General features: G+C 54.8%; 14 protein-coding genes. 8 read left to right on the forward strand and 6 right to left on the reverse strand.

Going from position 1 to position 19972, the window contains the following annotated elements; translation table 11 throughout:
• Nucleotides 1-11: 11 nt before the first annotated feature.
• Complete coding sequence (locus JYB85_RS11015; protein ID WP_228730086.1) at nt 12-1112, reverse strand: RDD family protein; 1101 nt, start codon at nt 1110-1112, stop codon at nt 12-14.
• A 210-nt stretch (nt 1113-1322) separates the two neighbouring features.
• On the opposite strand from JYB85_RS11015, the gene cysK reads away from it, so the two are divergent.
• Nucleotides 1323-2291, forward strand: a complete 969-nt coding sequence (gene cysK / locus JYB85_RS11020) for a cysteine synthase A (RefSeq protein WP_207379341.1) — start codon at nt 1323-1325, stop codon at nt 2289-2291.
• Between the two features lie 63 nt (nt 2292-2354).
• Here cysK and JYB85_RS11025 read toward each other — a convergent pair whose 3' ends face one another.
• A complete protein-coding gene (locus JYB85_RS11025) occupies nt 2355-3023 on the reverse strand; it encodes a TetR/AcrR family transcriptional regulator (RefSeq protein WP_207379342.1) in 669 nt (222 codons plus the stop codon).
• A 218-nt stretch (nt 3024-3241) separates the two neighbouring features.
• Here JYB85_RS11025 and JYB85_RS11030 point away from each other — a divergent pair, with 218 nt between their 5' ends.
• From JYB85_RS11030 to JYB85_RS11040, 3 genes are all read left to right on the forward strand, one after another.
• Nucleotides 3242-5470, forward strand: a complete 2229-nt coding sequence (locus tag JYB85_RS11030; protein ID WP_207379343.1) for an aminotransferase class V-fold PLP-dependent enzyme — start codon at nt 3242-3244, stop codon at nt 5468-5470.
• A 166-nt stretch (nt 5471-5636) separates the two neighbouring features.
• Nucleotides 5637-6623 (forward strand): TDT family transporter, encoded by a 987-nt coding sequence (locus tag JYB85_RS11035; protein WP_207379344.1) that lies wholly within the window; start codon nt 5637-5639, stop codon nt 6621-6623.
• A 709-nt stretch (nt 6624-7332) separates the two neighbouring features.
• Nucleotides 7333-10116, forward strand: a complete 2784-nt coding sequence (locus tag JYB85_RS11040; protein WP_207379345.1) for a TonB-dependent receptor domain-containing protein — start codon at nt 7333-7335, stop codon at nt 10114-10116.
• Nucleotides 10117-10175: 59 nt separating this feature from the next.
• Here the strand turns inward: JYB85_RS11040 and yfcC are convergent, their stop codons facing one another.
• A complete protein-coding gene (gene yfcC, locus JYB85_RS11045) occupies nt 10176-11690 on the reverse strand; it encodes a putative basic amino acid antiporter YfcC (RefSeq protein ID WP_228730087.1) in 1515 nt (504 codons plus the stop codon).
• 240 nt (nt 11691-11930) lie between these two features.
• Nucleotides 11931-12326, reverse strand: coding sequence for a hypothetical protein (locus tag JYB85_RS11050; RefSeq protein ID WP_207379346.1), 396 nt, complete (start codon nt 12324-12326; stop codon nt 11931-11933).
• A 229-nt stretch (nt 12327-12555) separates the two neighbouring features.
• On the opposite strand from JYB85_RS11050, the gene JYB85_RS11055 reads away from it, so the two are divergent.
• Nucleotides 12556-13047, forward strand: coding sequence for a MarR family transcriptional regulator (locus tag JYB85_RS11055; RefSeq protein WP_207379347.1), 492 nt, complete (start codon nt 12556-12558; stop codon nt 13045-13047).
• A gap of 375 nt (nt 13048-13422) precedes the next feature.
• Here JYB85_RS11055 and focA read toward each other — a convergent pair whose 3' ends face one another.
• Nucleotides 13423-14349, reverse strand: coding sequence for a formate transporter FocA (focA, locus tag JYB85_RS11060; protein ID WP_228730088.1), 927 nt, complete (start codon nt 14347-14349; stop codon nt 13423-13425).
• Between the two features lie 614 nt (nt 14350-14963).
• On the opposite strand from focA, the gene pflB reads away from it, so the two are divergent.
• Nucleotides 14964-17246, forward strand: coding sequence for a formate C-acetyltransferase (gene pflB, locus JYB85_RS11065; RefSeq protein WP_207379348.1), 2283 nt, complete (start codon nt 14964-14966; stop codon nt 17244-17246).
• A 117-nt stretch (nt 17247-17363) separates the two neighbouring features.
• The gene (gene pflA / locus JYB85_RS11070) at nt 17364-18104 is read left to right on the forward strand and encodes a pyruvate formate lyase 1-activating protein (RefSeq protein WP_207379349.1); all 741 of its coding nucleotides are present in this window, start codon (nt 17364-17366) and stop codon (nt 18102-18104) included.
• Between the two features lie 3 nt (nt 18105-18107).
• Here the strand turns inward: pflA and yfbV are convergent, their stop codons facing one another.
• On the reverse strand, nt 18108-18548 hold the full coding sequence (gene yfbV, locus JYB85_RS11075) for a terminus macrodomain insulation protein YfbV (RefSeq protein WP_207320088.1): 441 nt from the start codon (nt 18546-18548) through the stop codon (nt 18108-18110).
• A gap of 149 nt (nt 18549-18697) precedes the next feature.
• On the opposite strand from yfbV, the gene ackA reads away from it, so the two are divergent.
• Nucleotides 18698-19900 (forward strand): acetate kinase, encoded by a 1203-nt coding sequence (gene ackA / locus JYB85_RS11080; protein WP_207379350.1) that lies wholly within the window; start codon nt 18698-18700, stop codon nt 19898-19900.
• The last annotated feature ends 72 nt before the right edge of the window (nt 19901-19972 follow it).

Below are 19972 nucleotides of genomic sequence, written 5' to 3' on the forward strand. Positions count from 1 at the left end.
CTTATCCTTGGTTACTGTTTATCTGCTGACTGCTCAGCGGTCGGCTCAGGTGTTGTTGATAACGGCCCCAATTCACCCGGTGTTTCGGGGATCATCCTGGGACGAAGCAAATCTATCACCACAGTGCCGGAAATCTTGTCCTGAATGGCCTGGCGATTGGCATCCCAATAAATCTGTAAAAAGCCCATTAACCCCGTGGCGAAACCGGCACCGTAGCCACCGTAGCGGCCAAAGGCATCCCAGAATCCGAGTTTTTTGCCGGCCAGGGAAATCACCCGGATCCCGGTCAGCTTTTTGCCGAGGGTCTGGCCATCAAACCAGGCGGTAAAGGCGGTGAAATAAAATGCCGCCCAACCAAATCCCAGCCCCAAATCGTTCATCGCGCCCTTTAACCAGCCTAACACACTGTAGGGATCACGCTCCCCGGCATCGTCCTTCACCAGCAAAGGCGTTGCCTGTTCGCCATCCTGAGTTTGTTTGCCCAAGGCCACGTCAGTGGAATTGTCATCCGAGGTAGCTTGTGACAGCGCCAACAGTGCGGGAGCAAACTCGCCCTGCAGTTGACCTTTCTCTTCGGCCGTCAGCGGCAACTCATCAATCACCCCACTTAAGATGGTGCCTGCTTCCTCGCGACTGACCTCCAGCTTTTTAAACAACTGGCTGAGGTCATTGCCATGCTCCCGGGCACAGGCAATATCCTCGCAACTGGCCATTTGAATAAGGATTGGGGCAGCAGAGAGGGGCAAAACACTCTTGTCATTTACCTTACCCGGCAATTCCGACGAGACCATATTGCCCACAGACCAGAGCATGCCGAGCAGCAAGATCGCGTAGATAATGCGCTTGGCCCAACGCTCCAGCCTGTCATGGTGTTTGCGGACATAGAAAAAAACCGCCACCAGCAGCAACATAAACAGCGGGCCGGCCTTATCCGCCAATACAGTTACTACCAGCCCATCGATGGCCATGGCAACGCCCCGGCGCATGGGGCTGGCGAGGGGAATGTACAGCAATTCATCGGCCACCTTGAAGGCATAGGGGGTGACCATGGTTTTAGGATCTTTGACCTGGTTATTCTCTTTACTGCCAAAGAGTTGAAGACGTTTAAACATATATCTCCCTGTCACGGCCACGGTGCCGATGCCACTGTTATCCTGCTGCTGCAGAGAGCCTAACATATTCGTCTGACAGACAAATTAGGCATTATGAATAATAGATTTGGTCGTAATAACCAAAAAGAATAAAGAAGAACAAAGATTCACTTCTAAATGCCCCATTCACGTTTATGCTTTAGTGGATAACGCCAAAGGAGCACGCGATCCATGAGTAAAATTTTCGAAGACAATTCATATACTATCGGCAACACCCCTCTGGTGCGCCTCAACCGTGTCAGCAATGGCAAGGTACTGGCCAAGGTCGAGGCCCGCAACCCAAGCTTCAGCGTTAAGTGCCGCATCGGCGCCAACATGATTTGGGACGCTGAAAAGAAAGGTCTGCTGAACAAGGACAAGGAACTGATCGAACCCACTTCGGGTAACACTGGGATCGCACTGGCATATGTGGCGGCAGCCCGTGGCTACAAGCTTACCCTGACCATGCCAAACACCATGAGTCTGGAACGTCGCAAGCTGCTCAAGGCGTTGGGCGCCAATCTGGTGCTGACCGAAGGTGCCAAGGGTATGAAGGGGGCCATTGAAAAGGCCGAAGAAATTCGCCAGTCGGCACCGGACAAGTACCTGCTGCTGCAACAATTTGATAATCCTGCCAACCCTGAAATTCACGAGAAGACCACGGGTCCTGAGATCTGGAATGATACCGACGGTCAGGTTGATGTTCTGGTGGCCGGTGTGGGCACTGGCGGCACCATCACGGGTGTCAGCCGCTACATCAAGAAGACCCAGGGCAAGGCCATCACTTCGGTGGCCGTGGAACCGGCAGACTCACCTGTGATCAGCCAGACCCTCGCCGGTCAGCCACTGCAACCTGGACCGCACAAAATTCAGGGTATAGGCGCCGGCTTTATTCCCGGTAACCTGGATCTGGAACTGGTGGACAGGGTCGAAACAGTCAGCAATGACGAAGCCATTGAAATGGCGCACCGACTGATGAAAGAAGAAGGCATTTTGGTGGGCATCTCTTCCGGTGCCGCCGTGGTGGCCGCCAACCGCATCGCCGCCCTGCCTGAATTCGCCGACAAGAATATAGTGGTGATTCTGCCATCGGCAGCCGAACGTTATCTGTCCTCTGTATTGTTCCAGGGCCAGTTCAGCGATTTGGAAAACCTGCAGTAACTTTTTGCACTAGTTCTGCATTAAAAACGCCCGGCTTGCCGGGCGTTTTATTTGTTTGCAAGGCTAACGTGCCAGCCCCAGCAACAATCCTTCCAACATACCACGGATCAGCGTCTCGCATTCGGCCATATCCACCCGGGCCCGGCGCACCGAATAGCGATATTCAAGTAAACGGATCAGCCCCAGTACCTGGCAAGCCTCGTTCATGGGCGCTTTAGAGCCCAGTTGGGCAAAGAAGCTTTCCAGTGACCCCAGCACCGCATCATCCATGGGGATCATCACCTTGGCCAACTGCGGATTTCGCAGGGCTTCCTCCTGAAAGGCCAGCTGTAACAGCCGGTTCTCGATATTGAACACCTGACGCTGAATATGCTCACAAATCAGCCGGGCAAGTATGTTGGTCAACATATCCCGGCTCTTTTTGTCTCTCAGACTCTCAGGTGTGTAGCTGCGAACGGCGGCAAAGGCACGCTCCTTGAGCTCAATATTGTGCTCCATGGAGCGTTCGGCGAAGTACACCAGCGCATCATGAATGAGAGCCTTGATGTCTTTGAAATAGTAGGTGGTTGATGCCAATGGCACCCCGGCCATGTTGGCAACGGCCCTGTGTCTGACGCCGCGGATACCATCACTGGCAATCAGCGCCAGGGTAGCCTCCAGAATGGCGGTGCGCCTGGCATGACCGTCGCTGCGACTGGTCTGGCGTCCAACATATGACTGCGAGCCTGACATGAGAATCTTCCTTACAAAGGCACTGTAAATAGTGACTTATCCCGCCCTAAGGGACAAAGGGCTATGACCCCGTCCAAATTGGCCCAACAACATACTCTTTTCGGCCATACCATTCAATGACGCCGGATAAAATCTCCCCTCTTGTAATGCCGATAAAAACTGCTAGCATGTCGTTTTGCATAAGTTATTCCTAATAATAATAAGAAGGTTTTTCTCCCATGACGTCTCGCCCCCAAGCCATCTATCTTGATGCCAATGCCACCACCCAGGTACTGCCACAAGCCGCGCAGGCAGCCATGTTGGCGATGCAGGATATGTACGGTAATCCCAGCAGCAGTCACATCACCGGACTGCAGGCCAAAGCCCTGATGGAAGACACCCGCAAAGCAGCCAAACAATGCCTGGGCAGTGGCAATGGACGCCTGGTGTTCACCAGTGGCGCCACCGAAGGCATTCAAACCGCCATACTCTCGGCCCTGGTGGCCGCACGAAATCAGGGTGGTGCGGCGGGAGGACTGCTGCTCTATGGCGCGACCGAACATAAGGCAGTGCCCGAATCCCTGAAACACTGGAATCAGGTATTGGGGCTCAATGCCGAAGTCATGGCCATCCCGGTGGACAGGGAAGGACGACTGGATCTGGCCTTTATCGCCGACAAGGCCGCCGATGCCCTGATGATCTGTACCATGGCGGTGAACAACGAGACCGGGGTGTTCCAGGATCTGAAAGCGTTGGAGCATGCCATCCGCAGCCATAATCCAGGTATGTTTTGGATGGTGGATTGCGTGCAGGCGCTCGGAAAAATCGATCTGGACCTGGCCCGCACCAGCATTGACTATGCCCCCTTCAGTGGCCACAAGCTCTATGCGCCCAAGGGCATAGGCATGCTCTATATCCGCGAGTCGGCCCCGTTCACACCTTTTATTGCCGGCGGTGGTCAGGAAGGCGGTCTGCGCTCAGGAACCGAAAACCTGCCGGCCATGGCGGCCCTCAAGGTGGTGCTGGACATGCTCAACGGCAAGGGGGATACCCCATTTGCCGATAAAGCGACCCTGAGCGACTACCGATTGCGCCTTATCGCCGCGCTGGAACAGGCGTTTGGCAGGATAGTGCTCAACCACAGCCTGGAAAACAGTGTGCCTACAACACTCAACTTTGCCGTACCCGGATTTTCCAGCAAAGAAATCATGGACCTGTTTGATGCGGCCAATATCAGGGTCAGCTCAGGCTCGGCCTGCAGCTCCAAGGTCACCGGCAGTTTCGTACTCGATGCCATGGGATTGCCACGCTGGCAGAGTGAGTCTGCCATTCGCCTGTCCTTTGGTCCGGCCATGACGGAAGTGCAACTGGCCGAGGCCTGCGCGGCAATCAAAGCGGCGGCCGGTGCGCTGCAACATTCCTGCCTGCTGAGCGCCGAATCCAGCGACAGCAATCTGACCAAGGCCCCATTGCAGGGATTGCTACAGCTCAAATCCGATGGTGCCTGCTGCTGGTTGTATGTGGAACCCGGCAGCCGCGCCACAGTAATTGTCGATCCCCTGCCGGAGCTGATGGACAGGTTACTGCAGATTGTCAATTGTCAGCAGTTGCCGGTGGTGGCAGTGCTCGACACACACGGACACGGCGATCATCAAAGCTGCCGCACAGCCTTGTGCCAGGCCCTGGGGTTGGAATTCGACTGCGATCACCTGGGCTGGCCCCAGGATATAGGCGCAGGCTTGTCCCTTGGCGATGCCAGCCTGATACGCCTTGATACGCCGGGGCATACCGCCGACAGCCGCGCCTATTTGCTCAAAGATGCCGGTGGTGCGCAGCAACTTGCCTTCGTTGGTGATACCGTGCTGCCCGGCAGCCTGGGACGCAGTAATTTTGCCTGCTCAGATACCGGCCTGCTGTATGACAGCCTTAAACAGTTGCACTCGACGCTGGGCGAAACCTGCGTGCTCCTGGCTTCCCATGACTATCACAACGACTTTTTCACCAATTTTGCTGCCGAGATCCAACAAAACCCGCTGCTTGCCGGACTGCTGGATGGTCGGATAAGCCGGGAGGAATTTATCCTGCGTAAGGATAATCTGGATAGCCGCCTGGAGGATCAGGTGGGCGAAGTGCTGATGTGCGGTGCCTATGAACAGTGCCAACAGGCCCAGTCCGTGGTGGAATACCGTGGTCAGAACCTGGATGACTTGCTGGCACGCGACCCCGAAGCCTTGCTGCTGGATATCCGCGAGCCCCACGAGTACCAGTTGTCCCACAGACAGGAGCGCTGCATCAATGTGCCCCTGAGCCGACTTGCGGGCTTTGTGGCTGAAAACGCTGCCGACTACGACAGGATGCTGGTACTTATCTGTCGCAGTGGCAGTCGTTCTCTGGTGGCGGCCAGGGCGCTCAAACGCCTGGGTTACCGTAACGTGGCCCACGTGAACGGCGGCTACGCCCTGGGCTAACCGGATCCCTTGCCGGTCGAACGCCCATGGCCCCGGATGCTCTGCTTCCGGGGCCATTTTTATCGCTGCAGTAAATTTTAATTACTCAACCATTAAGATATATCAAATTTTCTTAATCGCCCCTTGGGCATACTATGGCAGCCTTTAATGCTTCAGGAACCCTGCCATGAATTCCATTCCAGCTCTGGTCAGCCGAATCGCGCACCTACCAAGTCCGCTTGGGGGCCTGGCCCTGGCCATAGCCGGTTTGGGTTGGAGCCTGGAAAACCTGGGGCCAGGATTCAATGGTCAGGCCCAATTAATGGGCGCCCTGTTGGCCACGCCCTTGCTGCTGTTGCTGCTGGCCAAGTTTGTGTTGCATCCCAGGGTATTGTGGCAGGAATTGAGTCACCCTCTGCTTGGCAGCGTACTGCCCACCTTTGCCATGGGATTAATGACTGTGTCCAACTGCCTGGGTCAATATGCCCCCCGGGTCGCAAGCGGAGTGTGGACCTTTGCCGTGCTGGTACATATCTGCTTCTTTACACTGTTTGCCGGCCACAGGCTCCGCCGCTTTAAACTGACAGATATGGCGCCCAGTTGGTTTGTGCCACCGGTGGGCATCATAGTCGCGGCATTTGCCATGCCCACAGGTGCCAACCTGGCGCTCGCCCAGGGGTTGCTCGGATTTGGCCTGATTTCCTACGCCCTGCTGCTGCCCTTGATGCTGTATCGCTTAATTGTGTGTGCTCCGCTTGCCACCGCCGCCCAGCCCTCACTTGCCATTCTCGCGGCTCCCGCCAGCCTGTCGTTGGCCGGGTACCTCAGCGTTACCCAGCAAGTCAATCCCATAGTGATAGCCCTGCTGCTGCCGCTGGCCCTGTTGATGACCTCTGTGGTGTACCTGGCGGCTCCGACCTTATTGCGCCTGCCGTTCAGTCCGGGCTATGCGGCATTTACCTTTCCCCTGGTGATAGGCGCAACGGCCCTGTTCAAAGTCAGCGCCTGGATGAGTGCCAACGGCATGACAGAATTGAGCGTGACTGTGCATGATTTGGCACTGGTTGAGCTGCTGATTGCCTGTCTGACCGTGCTCTGGGTCAGTATCTGCTTCTTCAGGTATTTCTTTCCAACTGCGTTTGCCAAAACCCGGCAACCGACCTTATCCACATAAAAGGCGTTTGACAGGTTGAAGATCTGCAATGGCCCAAACGCAGAATCTGCACCATCGGCAGCTGATGGCTTCAGCTAACCCCGACACATTTCCACCAGTCTCAAAGCTTTACCAGTTCATAAATTAGCTATCACTGATTTCATCATGTAGTTGGCATCTTAATTAAGATGCGTCCAAGCCAGATATAAACGCAATAAAACTGAATATTCAATCAAGCATTAACGAAATGGCATGTTGTTATATAGGTCAGAGAAAAACATATATCAAAGAAAAAATAACAACCAAAACCTCGTTATACAGAATGACAACCTTTTTACATTGTATATTTAGCATTCAGTTTCTGAACAAACCAATAATTACCTGACAGCAAAATGTTGCAAACTTGCTTAACTATCACAGACTTTAAACATAGATAAATCTAATAAATATCAACCCAAAGCACACACCATTAACCATTTTAATACAATGTAAGCATGACAGTAATATTTCAGCTTATTTATTGATCCACGTGAAATTTACATCTGAAATTCTTTAATTTATTGTTGCCACAAAGCTCATTATTTGTTGCTTTTTACAAGAATTTACCTTGTATTGAACTTGTTATTTCCCTGTGCTTATATCTTTCCCCGAAATAAATTCTGATGCTAAAAAACATGAGCAATCGAATTTATTACGCATAAAAACACAATAAAGTGTCAGGGAGAAAAACATGCAAACCAATAATACATTGGCCAAAGCCATTCGCTTTGCGCTGATTGGCGGCGCTTCAGTGTCTGCCATGCAAATGTCAGTTGTATCTGCAGCCGAAGCAGATGCTGGTGCCAAAGTCGAGCGTATCGCAGTGACCGGTTCACGCATTCAGCGTACCGATATGGAAACCGCCAACCCAATTACAGTGTTCAACGCTGAGGACATTGAAAAATCAGGTTTCTCTACCGTAGCCGAATTCCTGCGTACCAACGCTGCTTCTGGCGGCTTTAACGAATCATCCACCCTGAGCCAAGCCGCGGGTGCCTCTTCTGTAGGTCTGAAGGGCTTTGCCAGTGATTACACACTGATCCTGCTCAATGGTCGTCGTCTGCCCAAAAACTCTGCCGGCGGCATTTTTACTGACGTAAACCAAGTCCCCATGACAGCTGTTGCCCGCATTGATATTCTGCCTGACGGCGCTTCAGCCATTTATGGCTCAGATGCGGTTGCCGGTGTAATCAACATCATTACCAAGACGGATTTCGAAGGTGTTGCCCTGTCTGCCAAGTACGGTGCAGCGTTGGAACACAACGACGGTAAAGAACTGAACGTGTCCGTAGTAGCCGGTGCATCAGGTGAGAAGACCAATATCCTGTTCACCGCCGAACACTTCTCCCGCGGAGCCATCCAAGCCACAGATCGTGAATTTGGCCGTACCGCCTTTATCGAAGGTCATCCAGGTGGCGACGGTCGCTCATCCTGGGGTATTCCAGGTTTTACCAGCATCAACTCAGCACTGGGTGAAGACGGTAAGCGTCTGGACAACGCAGCTAAGGGTGAAGGCTCAGTACCTTGGTCCGACTGCCCGGAAAATGATGTATTGTCCAACGGTCGTTGCGCCTATGACTTCGCATCTCTGTACCAGATCCAACCTGAAACCGAGCGTCAGTCACTGTTCACCAGCATTACCCATGAAGCCTCAGACGACCTGGTTATCGATGGTCAATTCCGCTATACCCGCGCATATACTCTGACCTCAAACGCTCCGGCTCCAGGTCAGGTTGACGTGTCACAAAGCCCATTCCTGGCAGACTTCCTGCGTAACGATCGTTACAAAGATGATGCTGCCAAGGCCGACGAGATCATCCGCCTGGTCGAAGCCGGTGAAGCAGTAGTCTCTGTTGGACGTCGTTATATCGACTTCCCGAATCGTCAGAAAGACAATACCAACGAAACTTTTGAAGCCGTTGTTGGTATGAACTACAACATCGATGACAACTGGGCATTGGACTTCGATCTGGGTCACTCCAAGCTGACCAACCGTCAGATTGGTGCCGCTGGTCAACTGCTCGCCAGCAACGTCGCCGATGCGTTCAACGATCCTGAATCAAAACTCAATCCTTTTATCGTCAACGATTGCTCCTCGGACGAACTGGCTGAAATCTGTCGTGATTTACAGGCAGCCATCCACCGTACCGGTGAGTATGACGTCACCTTCTCTTCTCTGGTGTTGAATGGTCTGGTTGGTTTGGAACTGCCCGGTGGTGAAGTGGGTATCGCCACCGGTGTCGACATGCGTAAAGAGAAATACCAGGACCGCTCCGATCCAGCCACAGTGAATGGTGAAGTGATTGGTGGCGCCGGCTCCAACGGCGGCGGCAAGTTTGACAATATCGCCGGCTTCCTGGAAGTATCTCTGCCTCTGGTGGAAAACATGGAGCTTAACCTGGCAGTCCGTCACGACAAGGCTGACTGGGATCTGAGCGATGCCAGCGATACCACTTACTCAGCCAAAGTGTCTTATCGTCCAATCGATGACCTGTTGCTGCGCGCTTCATACGGTACCGGCTTCAAGGCTCCAAACCTGTCCGATCTGTTCACCAGCACCTCTGCCGGCGTTCAACGCGCTATCGACACCAAGCTGTGCCAGGCGGCCGGTAACAATCCTGCTCATCCGGATTGTAAACGCGTAGAGCTGAACTCCAAGAGCGGCGGTAACCCAGAGCTGAAACCAGAAACCTCCGTGTCTTACAACGTGGGCGCTGTTTATCAGCTGACCGACGAGCTGTCATTCTCGCTCGACTACTGGTCACTGAAGATTGAAGACGTGGTTGGTTCACTGGCAATTCAGGAAATCCTTGACGAAGAAGCCAAGGGCAATCTGACGAATCTGGTTGTACGTAACTCAGAGGGTCGCCTGACAGACTCAGCCCGCCAGGGTTATGTAAAGAGCAACTTGCAAAACCTGTCTGAGCAAAGCGCAACCGGTCTGATTTACGACCTGCAATACAACAGCGAGTTCTCATTCGGTAACCTGAGTGCCAACCTGCATGCTGAGCAGTTCCTGACTTACAAGCAGCAGTCATCTGCAGTACAGCCTTTGTGTGATGACATCGCCGATGACGCCGCACGCAAGTTCCGTCTCAATGGCAGCGTAACATATCAGCTGGATGACATTGAAACCTCACTGAACATGCGCTTCCTGCCAGGCTTCAATGACTACGAGAAACGCAATACAGCCGCCAAGACCTGTCAGCTGATCGGTTACTATGATGTGGAATACGACGAAGAGACCGGTGACGTTGTCAACCCAGGTAAGCCACAGCACAATGCTGCTTACTTCCAGCTGGATTGGACCACGGCCTACTACTTTGCCGACAACAACAAGTTGACCTTCGGTATTCGCAACCTGCTGGACAGACAGCCTTCATTCAGCGCTCCGAATGACTGGCCGTTCTATAGTCAAGGTACCTATGACAACATAGGTCGCTTCGCCTATCTGCAATACGACGTGAAATTCTAAGCAGTAGGTAAATAATCAAACGGCACCCTTGGGTGCCGTTTTTATTTCTCACTAACCTGTCAGACAAACCCAAGATAATGGCTACCCAGCACCATCAGGCTCGCCGCGACCATTAGCAGCACCAGAAAGCGCCAGATGAATCTCAGCCAGGCACCGAATTCCACCCGGCACACACCCAGGGTGGCCATCAGGGACGCAGAGGTTGGCACTATCACATTGGTAAAACCGTCCCCCAACTGAAACGCAAGCACGGCCACCTGACGGCTGACACCGACTATATCGGACAGGGGTGCCATCAGGGGCATGGTCAGGGCTGCCTGTCCCGATCCCGAAGTCACAAAGAAATTGAATACCGATTGGAACAACAGCATAAACCAGGCCGACAGCGCAGTTGGCAGCTGTCCAATAAGTTCACCCGCTGCCGCCAAAATGGTGTTGAGCACACTCGGCTGAGTAGGACCGCCGTTGCCGAGCAAGATGAGCACCCCGGCCGCACCGCCCACCAGCAAACAGGGCTCCAGCATGGTGGCGGCCCCCTGTTTGAACTGTCTGGCCACCTGGCTTGGGGTCATGCCGTTAAGACCAAAAATGCAGGCGATTAACCCAGCCACCAGCCCCATGGTAAAGAACTGACTGGCAATTTCGGGGATAAACCAGGCCTTGACCAGCACGCCCCAAATCACCCACACCATGGTTGCCAATAGGGTCAGCAGCACCAGGGTATCGCCGAGATTAAATCGCCCCTTATGGTCCTGGTCACTTTGGGCATCACGGAAATGGGCATCGGTGGTATAGCTGTAGGACTGTGTGGGATCCCGTTTGATGCGTTTGGCGTAGTGCATGGTAAACAGGGTGCCGAGCAGGGTGAAGCCGAGCCACATGGGCATACGCACCAGGGCACCCGACAGCACGGGAATGCCGGCTATCCCCTGGGCTATGGCGACACTGAAGGGGTTCATCCAACTGGCACCGAACCCCACCTGGGTGGCCACATAGGTCACCATCACAGTGGTAATGCCGTCGTAGCCCAGACGTATCATCAAGGGGCAGAGAATAATGGCAAAGGCGATGGCCTCCTCCCCCATACCGAATACGGCGCCGCCCAAGGAAAACAAACCGAACAACAGCGGGATAAAGAGTTGCTCCCGCCCCTGGGTGTGTGCAATGAGGCGCAGGATGGCGTTATCCACTGTGCCCGTGGCCATGACTATGCCAAAGGAGCCACCTATCACCAGCATAAACATGATGACGCCGACCGCACTGCCCCACTTGTCCCCGGACACCAGTCCCTCGAACATGAAGTTCAGCAAACCGCGCCCGGAAGCATCAAACAGGGCCACAGGTGCCAGCCTGGGTTCCCCGCCCTCGTCCAGGTCATAGCGGAAAGAGCCCGGATCCACCACAGTGCGCGTTTTTTCTTCGCCGTTCTGGCTGAAATGCACTTCCTGGGTATCAAAGGCCCCCGTAGGCACCAAATAGGTCAGGGCGGCGGCAAACAGGGCCACAAAGAAGATAAGCACCAGGGTGTCGGGCATGGCAAGGGGCTTTTTGCCCGGGGATGTCGCGGTCGTCATTGAGGCTGTTCTCGCAGAGAATAATGGTTAGGCATTGTGGGCTGGCAATATAAACCAAAGTAAGTTCAAGGCCAAAGATGGATAACTCAATATTCCATCTTATAAGGCCCATTCCTGTTACCTGCCCCGGCTGAAAAAACCAACATCCAGCCAAGGCGCAGACAAACTGTCACCCAAGGCCAGATGCAAGGCTGCCGACGTGCTGCCCACAAACCAGCGCCCGGTTTCCCGGTGTAATTGCTAACCCTGAGTCTGCTTGAATGAGTTGCGAAACTCTTCGGTCATCTGGTGCCCCCTGATGGCAGGCCCGGAAATAGCCTTAAAGCCAAGTGAAGCCGCCATGATCAGGGTGGCTGTCGCCAGGGCATCGAGAAACCAGGCTATGGGAAGCCCAAACGAGCCAAGATAGGCAGGAGGTGTGAATAGAGCCTCAATGGTCACTATGCCGGTCAGACCATGCAGTGCCAAAGCGGCCCAAAAGCCAAAGCAGAAGGGACAGTGCCATGCTTCATATAGGTAGGTCAGAGGCCTTGGCAGTCTTGCCAGCAAGGCGTTGAACCAATTGCCCCAATCCGGCAGCTTTTCCCACAGGAGTATATACAGCGAGAGGCCCATCAGGGCGAGTGTCAGATCCATGGTTTATCCTCATGTTGGATTGCATATTTAGTTAGACTGACTAACCATATTGAAATTTAGTTAGCCTGTCAAACTATAAATCTGAATACCAATCGAGCCATGGTTGACTTAAAGATGATGACTTTAAAATAAAACATTGCTGAAAACCTTACTTGACAGAGCCAGTCACAAGGTTAAAACTGTTCGCCTAACTAACTTAATTGCCACCTATGGCTTGAGTACAATCACTATGGAACTGACACAGGCACTGATCCAATTTCAGCGCTGTCTCGCCGGTGCCTGGCATATGGCGACAGAGCAGCAGGCAACCCCGCTCACAGTCAACGAGTTTGAATATCTCTGGTGCGTACACCAGGCCGGGCTGGCAGAGATGAATTCCAATTCGCATGCACAACCCCATGGCCAGGACCATGACGACAGCAGTCACCTCTCGGCGCTGGCCGCCGAGATGCAGGTACAAAAATCCTCCGCCAGTGCCATGGTCAACCGGTTGGAGAAAAAGGGGCTCATTCGCCGGGTCACTTGCCAGTTCGATGCCCGGGCCCAGCACATCCTCCTCACCGAGCAGGGCCTGGAACAATTTTTAACCGCGAAGGAAGTGGTTTACGCCGAACTCAATGCCAAAATCGGCCGCTGCCTGAGCCCGGCCGAACTGTCACTGTTTGTCGAGTTGTTGATGCGGATTAATGCCGTTGGGGACGATGGCTCCGGCAAGTCTTGATGTAAGCCTGCTAGGGCTTGTTGACGTTTAGAGATTAAATTTTGTTCTTTCTGGCGGCGTTCTGAACGCGAAACGAAGAGCGAAGTTTAGTTATTCTAAATAAGCGACGAGTGACAAAGTGCAGGGAGCCGCCAGACGAACCCGAAGGGCGGCGCCAGGTCGGTCTTTCTGCAGCGTTAGTGCACGTTTATGTAGAATAGCTACACTGCACTCCCGCCGCCTTGCATAAAAACCGACCGGACTGCTGCAAAAATAACCATGAAACGTCCACAAGCCCTAATGTGGCGTTAAAAAGACGTGGCGTTAAAAAGACGCGGCGTTAACAAGACGCCTCAGCCCGGCCGGGATAGACGGGGCCTTGGCGTGCGTATCCGATTAACCATGAGTGGCGTTTTGCTCAATCCACCAGTAGCCCAGACCAACCACCAAGGCTCCGCCGACAATGTTGCCCAAGGTTACGGGGATGAGATTATGCAGGATGAAGTTACTTAAGGTCAGGTCGGCAAAGGTTGCGGGATCAACACCTATGACGCTGAAAAACTCACTGCCGGCAAAACTGTGAATGGCAATCCCCAGTGGCACCATAAACAGGTTGGCAATGCTGTGCTCAAAGCCGCTGCTGACAAACATGGCCACAGGCAACACCAGCAGCAAGGCCTTACTAAGGGTATCGCGGCAGGCAAAGGTCATCCACACCCCAAGGCATACCAGCATGTTACACAAGACCCCCAGGCAAAAGGCCTGGCTCCAGCTGTGGTGTAGCTTGTGCTGCGCCAGTTTCAAGGCACCGAGTCCCCACTGGCCGCCATCCAGTTGATACAGGCCGGCGCCCATGACAAGCGCCACCATAAGCCCAGCCCCCAGGGCATTACCACCAAACACCCGGCCCCAGCAAGTGAGCATCTGGGCGGTATTGATACGCTTTGCAGCCCAGGCGACACTGGTGAGTACCGAGCTGGTGAACAGTTCTCCGCCACTGACCACCACCAAAATCAATCCCAGACTGAAGGCAATGCCGCCAACCAGGCGTACCAGGCCCCAGGGTGCAGCCCCGGCGCCCGTGGTGACCGTCAGGTAAAACACAAAGGCAATGGAGATAAAGATGCCGGCAAACACCCCCAGCCCCGTCAGCGCTGTGGCGGATTTGGCAATTTTTCCGGCACCGTACTGCTCTGCCTGTGCCACCAGACCCATTGGCGCCGGGTATTGCTGTTTATCTGCCGTCGTCGCCCCTGTGCCGCGCTGCGGCGCATCATTCTGTTCTGGACCATGAAATATCCCGACCTCTTGATTGGCTGCCATCGGCGCTTTGCTTGCCACTGCCTGCTTTGTCGTCATTGCCTGCTCACTGCTGCTTGCTGTTGATTGCCTTCACACATAAACCTTGATGTGCCCCGGTTCGCAGGCATTATCCCGCCCTGAAAATGACTGGACAGAGAGGGCCCGCCAAAGCGTGACCGCCATCACAACCCCAAGTGCATTTCTTTGAAGTCGAGCACACTAATGTAAATTGGTCTTACCAATATTATATCGCTCACCTTGTGTTCATCGCAGAAGACTGGCGGACCAACCCCGGCAATAAAACTGCTGCCAGCGCAAAGTTTCGCCGTTCCCAATCCAAGCCTGAAAGATAAAAATGTTAAGCTGCCAGCAAAATTCACACTCAGACAAGATGAAAGCCTGATAAGCGGATGTCAGTTGCTTGCAGTCGTGCTACTATCACCATGGACAATTGGTATTACCATTTTAAAAAATAAACTGACTCAAGCCCATAATTGCCACACTTTTCCGCTACAGTGAATTCAGAACAAGTGGCCGGGGCAAGCCCAACAATCGGGGCACGTCAGAGGACAGAATTGTAAAACTTACACCTGGCCAGGCAGCACAGAGCCAGGTAAATGAGAAGGTAGCCCGATATGACAGACAAACAAATGCAGTTTGCCAAGGCCTGGGAAGGTTTCATTCCCGGAGAATGGAGCTCAGAGGTTAAGGTGCGCGACTTTATCCAGCGCAACTACAGTCCCTACGAAGGGGACGACAGCTTCCTCGCCGGCCCCACCGAGGCCACCACGGCACTGTGGGCCAAGGTGATGGAAGGCATCAAGCAGGAAAACCGCACCCATGCACCGGTGGATTTCGATACCGACAAGGTTTCCACTATCGTCTCCCACGATGCCGGTTATATCGAAAAGTCACTGGAAACCATAGTGGGCCTGCAAACCGATGCACCACTCAAACGCGCCATGCTGCCCAATGGTGGCATTCGCATGGTGGAAAGCTCCTGCGCCGCCTATGGCCGTGAGCTGGATCCAGATATTAAGTATGTCTACAGCGAACTGCGCAAGACCCACAACCAGGGCGTCTTTGACATCTACACCCCGGAAATCATGGCCTGCCGTAAGTCAGGAGTACTGACCGGCCTGCCCGATGCTTACGGCCGCGGCCGCATCATAGGCGACTATCGCCGCATCGCCCTTTACGGCATCGACTTCCTGATGGCCGACAAACTCAAGCAGTTTGAATCGCTGCAGCACGCCTTCGAAACCGGTGAGGATCTGCAGGCCACCATGCAACTGCGGGAAGAAATCGCCGAGCAGCACCGCGCCCTGGGACAAATGAAACAAATGGCGGCCAAGTACGGCTGCGATATTTCCGGCCCCGCCACCAATGCCCGCGAAGCCATCCAATGGACCTATTTCGGCTACCTGGCCGCCATCAAAAGCCAAAACGGCGCCGCCATGTCGCTGGGCCGCACCTCCAGCTTCCTCGACATCTATATCGAACGTGATCTCAAGCGTGGCCTGATCAATGAGCAGCAAGCCCAGGAAATGATCGACCACTTCGTAATGAAACTGCGCATGGTGCGCTTCCTGCGGACCCCGGAATATGACGAACTGTTCTCCGGCGATCCCATCTGGGCCACCGAGTCCGTAGCCGGTATGGGCCTTGACGGCCGCACCCTGGTGACCAAGTCCAGCTTCCGTTTCCTGCACACCCTGTACAACATGGGCCCCAGTCCTGAGCCCAACATTACCGTGCTCTGGTCCGAGAAACTGCCGGAAAACTTCAAGCACTTCTGCGCCAAGGTCTCCATTGACACCAGCTCTATCCAGTATGAAAACGATGACCTGATGCGCCCGGATTTTGAGTCCGACGACTATGCCATCGCCTGCTGCGTCAGCCCCATGGTGGTTGGCAAACACATGCAGTTCTTCGGTGCCCGCGCCAACCTGGCCAAGACCATGCTCTATGCCATCAACGGTGGTATCGACGAAAAGCTGAAAATTCAGGTGGCTCCCAAGGCCGACCCCATCAAGGGTGAGGTGCTGGACTATGACGAGGTCATGGGCCGACTGGATGAAGTTATGGAATGGCTGGCGACCCAGTACGTCAGCGCCCTGAACGCCATTCACTTCATGCACGACAAGTATTCCTATGAAGCGGCGCTGATGGCGCTGCACGACCGCGACGTGCGCCGCACCATGGCCTGCGGTATCGCCGGCCTGTCCATTGCCGCCGACTCGCTGTCGGCCATCAAGTACGCCAAAGTGAAACCGGTACGTGATGAAAATGGCATTGCCGTGGACTTCGACATCGAAGGTGACTACCCCAAATTCGGCAACAACGACGCCAGGGTCGACGACATCGCCTGCGAACTGGTCGAGCGCTTTATGGGCAAGATCCGCAACAAGAAGATGTACCGCAATGCCATTCCGACCCAGTCCATTCTGACCATCACCTCCAACGTGGTGTATGGCAAGAAAACCGGCAACACCCCGGACGGTCGCCGCGCCGGCGCCCCCTTCGCCCCCGGTGCCAACCCCATGCACGGTCGTGACGAGAAAGGCGCCATTGCTTCGCTCACCTCGGTGGCCAAGCTGCCCTTCGCCCACGCCCAGGACGGTATTTCCTATACCTTCTCCATAGTGCCGAACGCGCTGGGCAAAGAGGATGGCGCCAGACGCCGTAACCTGGCGGCGCTGATGGACGGCTATTTCCGTCACAGTCCGGTACGTGAGGGTGGTCAGCATCTCAACGTCAACGTGATGAATCGCGAGATGCTGGAAGATGCCATAGCGCATCCGGAAAAATACCCGCAACTGACCATCAGGGTGTCGGGCTATGCGGTACGCTTCAACGCCCTGACGCCGGAGCAGCAACAGGATGTGATCGCCCGCACCTTTACCAAAGGTATGTAGTTCAGGGACTGGTAATGCAACCGAGGCTGAAGGACAATGCGCTCCTTGTTCTTCAGCCCCTATGTTCAGATGGGTCTTCAATTCCCACTATCTGCCGGTCAGTTTTCAGGAGAGGCAATGACAGTTACAGGCAGGATCCATTCGGTGGAATCCTTCGGCACGGTGGATGGCCCCGGCATACGCTTTATCGTGTTTATGCAGGGTTGCCTGATGCGTTGCCAGTACTGTCACAACCGCGACACCTGGGATCTCCACGGCGGCCGCGAAGTTGGGGTTGATGAGCTGATGGCGCAAATCCAAAGCTACCGGCCCTTCCTTGAGGCCAGCGGCGGTGGCGTCACCGCCAGCGGGGGCGAAGCCATACTGCAGGCGCCCTTCGTGGCCGAACTGTTCAAGGCCTGTCGCCGGGAAGGGATCCACACCTGTCTCGACACCAACGGCTTTGTGCGCAAGTACAGCCCGGTGATCGACGAACTGCTGGACAACACGGATCTGGTGCTGCTGGACATCAAGCAGATGGATGACAAGCGCCATCAGGATCTGACCTCGGTCAGCAACCAGCGAACATTGCAATTTGCCGACTACCTGGCCAAACGGGGTCAGCCCACCTGGATCCGCTACGTGGTGGTGGACGGCTTTACCGACGATGAGGACAGCGCCATTCGTCTCGCGGAATTTGTCGGGCCCATGGCCAATGTGGAGAAAGTGGAGTTACTGCCCTACCACGAGTTGGGGCGCCACAAATGGGAGGCCCTGGGCGAGGATTATCCGCTGAAGGACATCAGGCCGCCATCACGGGAGACCATGGAAAAAATCAAGGCGGTATTTGTCAGCAGAGGGATTAACGCCAGCTACTGAGGCTTAAAGCGCGTCCCAGTAACTTGCATCGAGGCGCTCAAAGGCTATCTTCAGCAGGCGGGCCATGTCCAGATAACAGGCCTTGGCTCCGAGGAGAGTGCAATCAACGCCCATGGCGTTCAGCTTCTCTCCCAGTTGATTACCCCAACTGAGCAGGGACAGCGGCAAGGGATGACGGGCGCGTTTGCCAAGCCACAGCAGGCCCTGCAGCGGCAGGCTGATGAAAAACAGCGCTATGGTGATGGCCTGGGGCAAAAAGTCCCAACCGTGCAGATAGAGCTGACTGGCGGCGGCAGGCAGCGCCAGCGCAGGCATCCATTTGATGGCCAGCGAGGTCGCCTTTACCACCCGGTATTCGGGAAAGAAATAGCCAAGCTGCCTGACCATGGGCCAGGTTTTCATATAAGCGCGGCCATCTCTTAAGGTGGTAAATAAGGAAAACATCGACCCGGGTACCTGCTGCATAAGACATACGCTTTTACCTTAGCACAGCCGGAGGCCAAGGTAACAGCCCGGCCGGTCAGTGAACCGGCCATTCAGACCCCGCCGCAGGCGGGAACAAACTAGATTCAATTGCTTCAAAAGGTTATTACATGTCCGATAAACTGGTTTTGGTACTCAATTGCGGCAGCTCTTCGCTGAAGTTTGCCATTCTGGACGCGGTCAGCGGCGATGAGAAACTCTCTGGCCTGGCCGAATGCTTTGGCCTGGAAAATGCCCGCATCAAGTGGAAACTGGCGGGTAACAAGCAGGAAGCCGCCCTCGGCGCCTTCAGTGCCCACCGTGAGGCGGTGGAGTTTATCGTGCGTAACATTCTGGCCCAGGCGCCGGAACTGCAGGCCCAGCTCAAGGCCATAGGCCACAGGGTGGTCCACGGCGGCGAGCGTTTTACCGATTCGGTATTGATTGATGAGGCGGTGATCAAGGGCATTGAAGACTGCGCCTCCCTGGCGCCGTTGCATAACCCTGCCCACCTTATCGGCATCCGTGCCGCCATGGCGTCTTTCCCAAACCTGCCCCAGGTGGCCGTATTTGATACCGCCTTCCACCAGAGCATGCCGCCCGAGGCCTATATCTATGCCCTGCCCTACAAGCTGTACCGCGAGCACGGTATTCGCCGCTACGGCATGCACGGCACCAGTCATTTGTATGTCAGCCGCGAGGCTGCCAAGTTGCTTGGCAAGGCCCCTGAGGACACCAATGTGATTTGCGCCCACCTGGGCAACGGCGCCTCGGTGACCGCGGTCAAGGGCGGCAAAAGCGTCGATACCTCCATGGGCATGACACCGCTGGAAGGGCTGGTGATGGGTACCCGCTGCGGCGATCTTGATCCCTCCATCATCTTCCATCTGGTGCAGCAACTGGGTTACACCCTGGATGAGGTCAACTCCCTGTTGAATAAGCAAAGCGGCCTGCTCGGCATCTCCGAGCTGACCAACGACTGCCGCGGCATTGAGGAAGGTTATGCCAAGGGCCACAAGGGTGCGACCCTGGCGCTGGAGATTTTCTGCTATCGCCTGGCCAAGTACATCGCCTCCTATACCGTGCCTCTGGGACGTCTGGATGCGCTGATCTTCACCGGCGGCATTGGTGAAAACTCCGACCTCATCCGCGAAAAAGTGCTGAACCTGCTGCAAATTTTTAACTTCAGGGTCGATAGCGAGCGCAACCAGGCAGCGCGCTTCGGAAACAGTGGACTTATCACCGCCGATGGCAGCTCCATCGCCATGGTTATCCCCACCAACGAAGAGTGGGTGATTGCCGAAGACTCGCTGCGTCTGGTGGGCAACAACTGAGTCAGCCGGGCCGCCCAATGGCGGCCCCAATTAATACACGGCGGTGAGAACTGCCACAGCAACACACCAGGT

Origin of the sequence: Shewanella sedimentimangrovi, from assembly GCF_017354965.1 — a bacterium.
Classification (GTDB): Bacteria; Pseudomonadota; Gammaproteobacteria; order Enterobacterales; family Shewanellaceae; genus Shewanella; species Shewanella cyperi.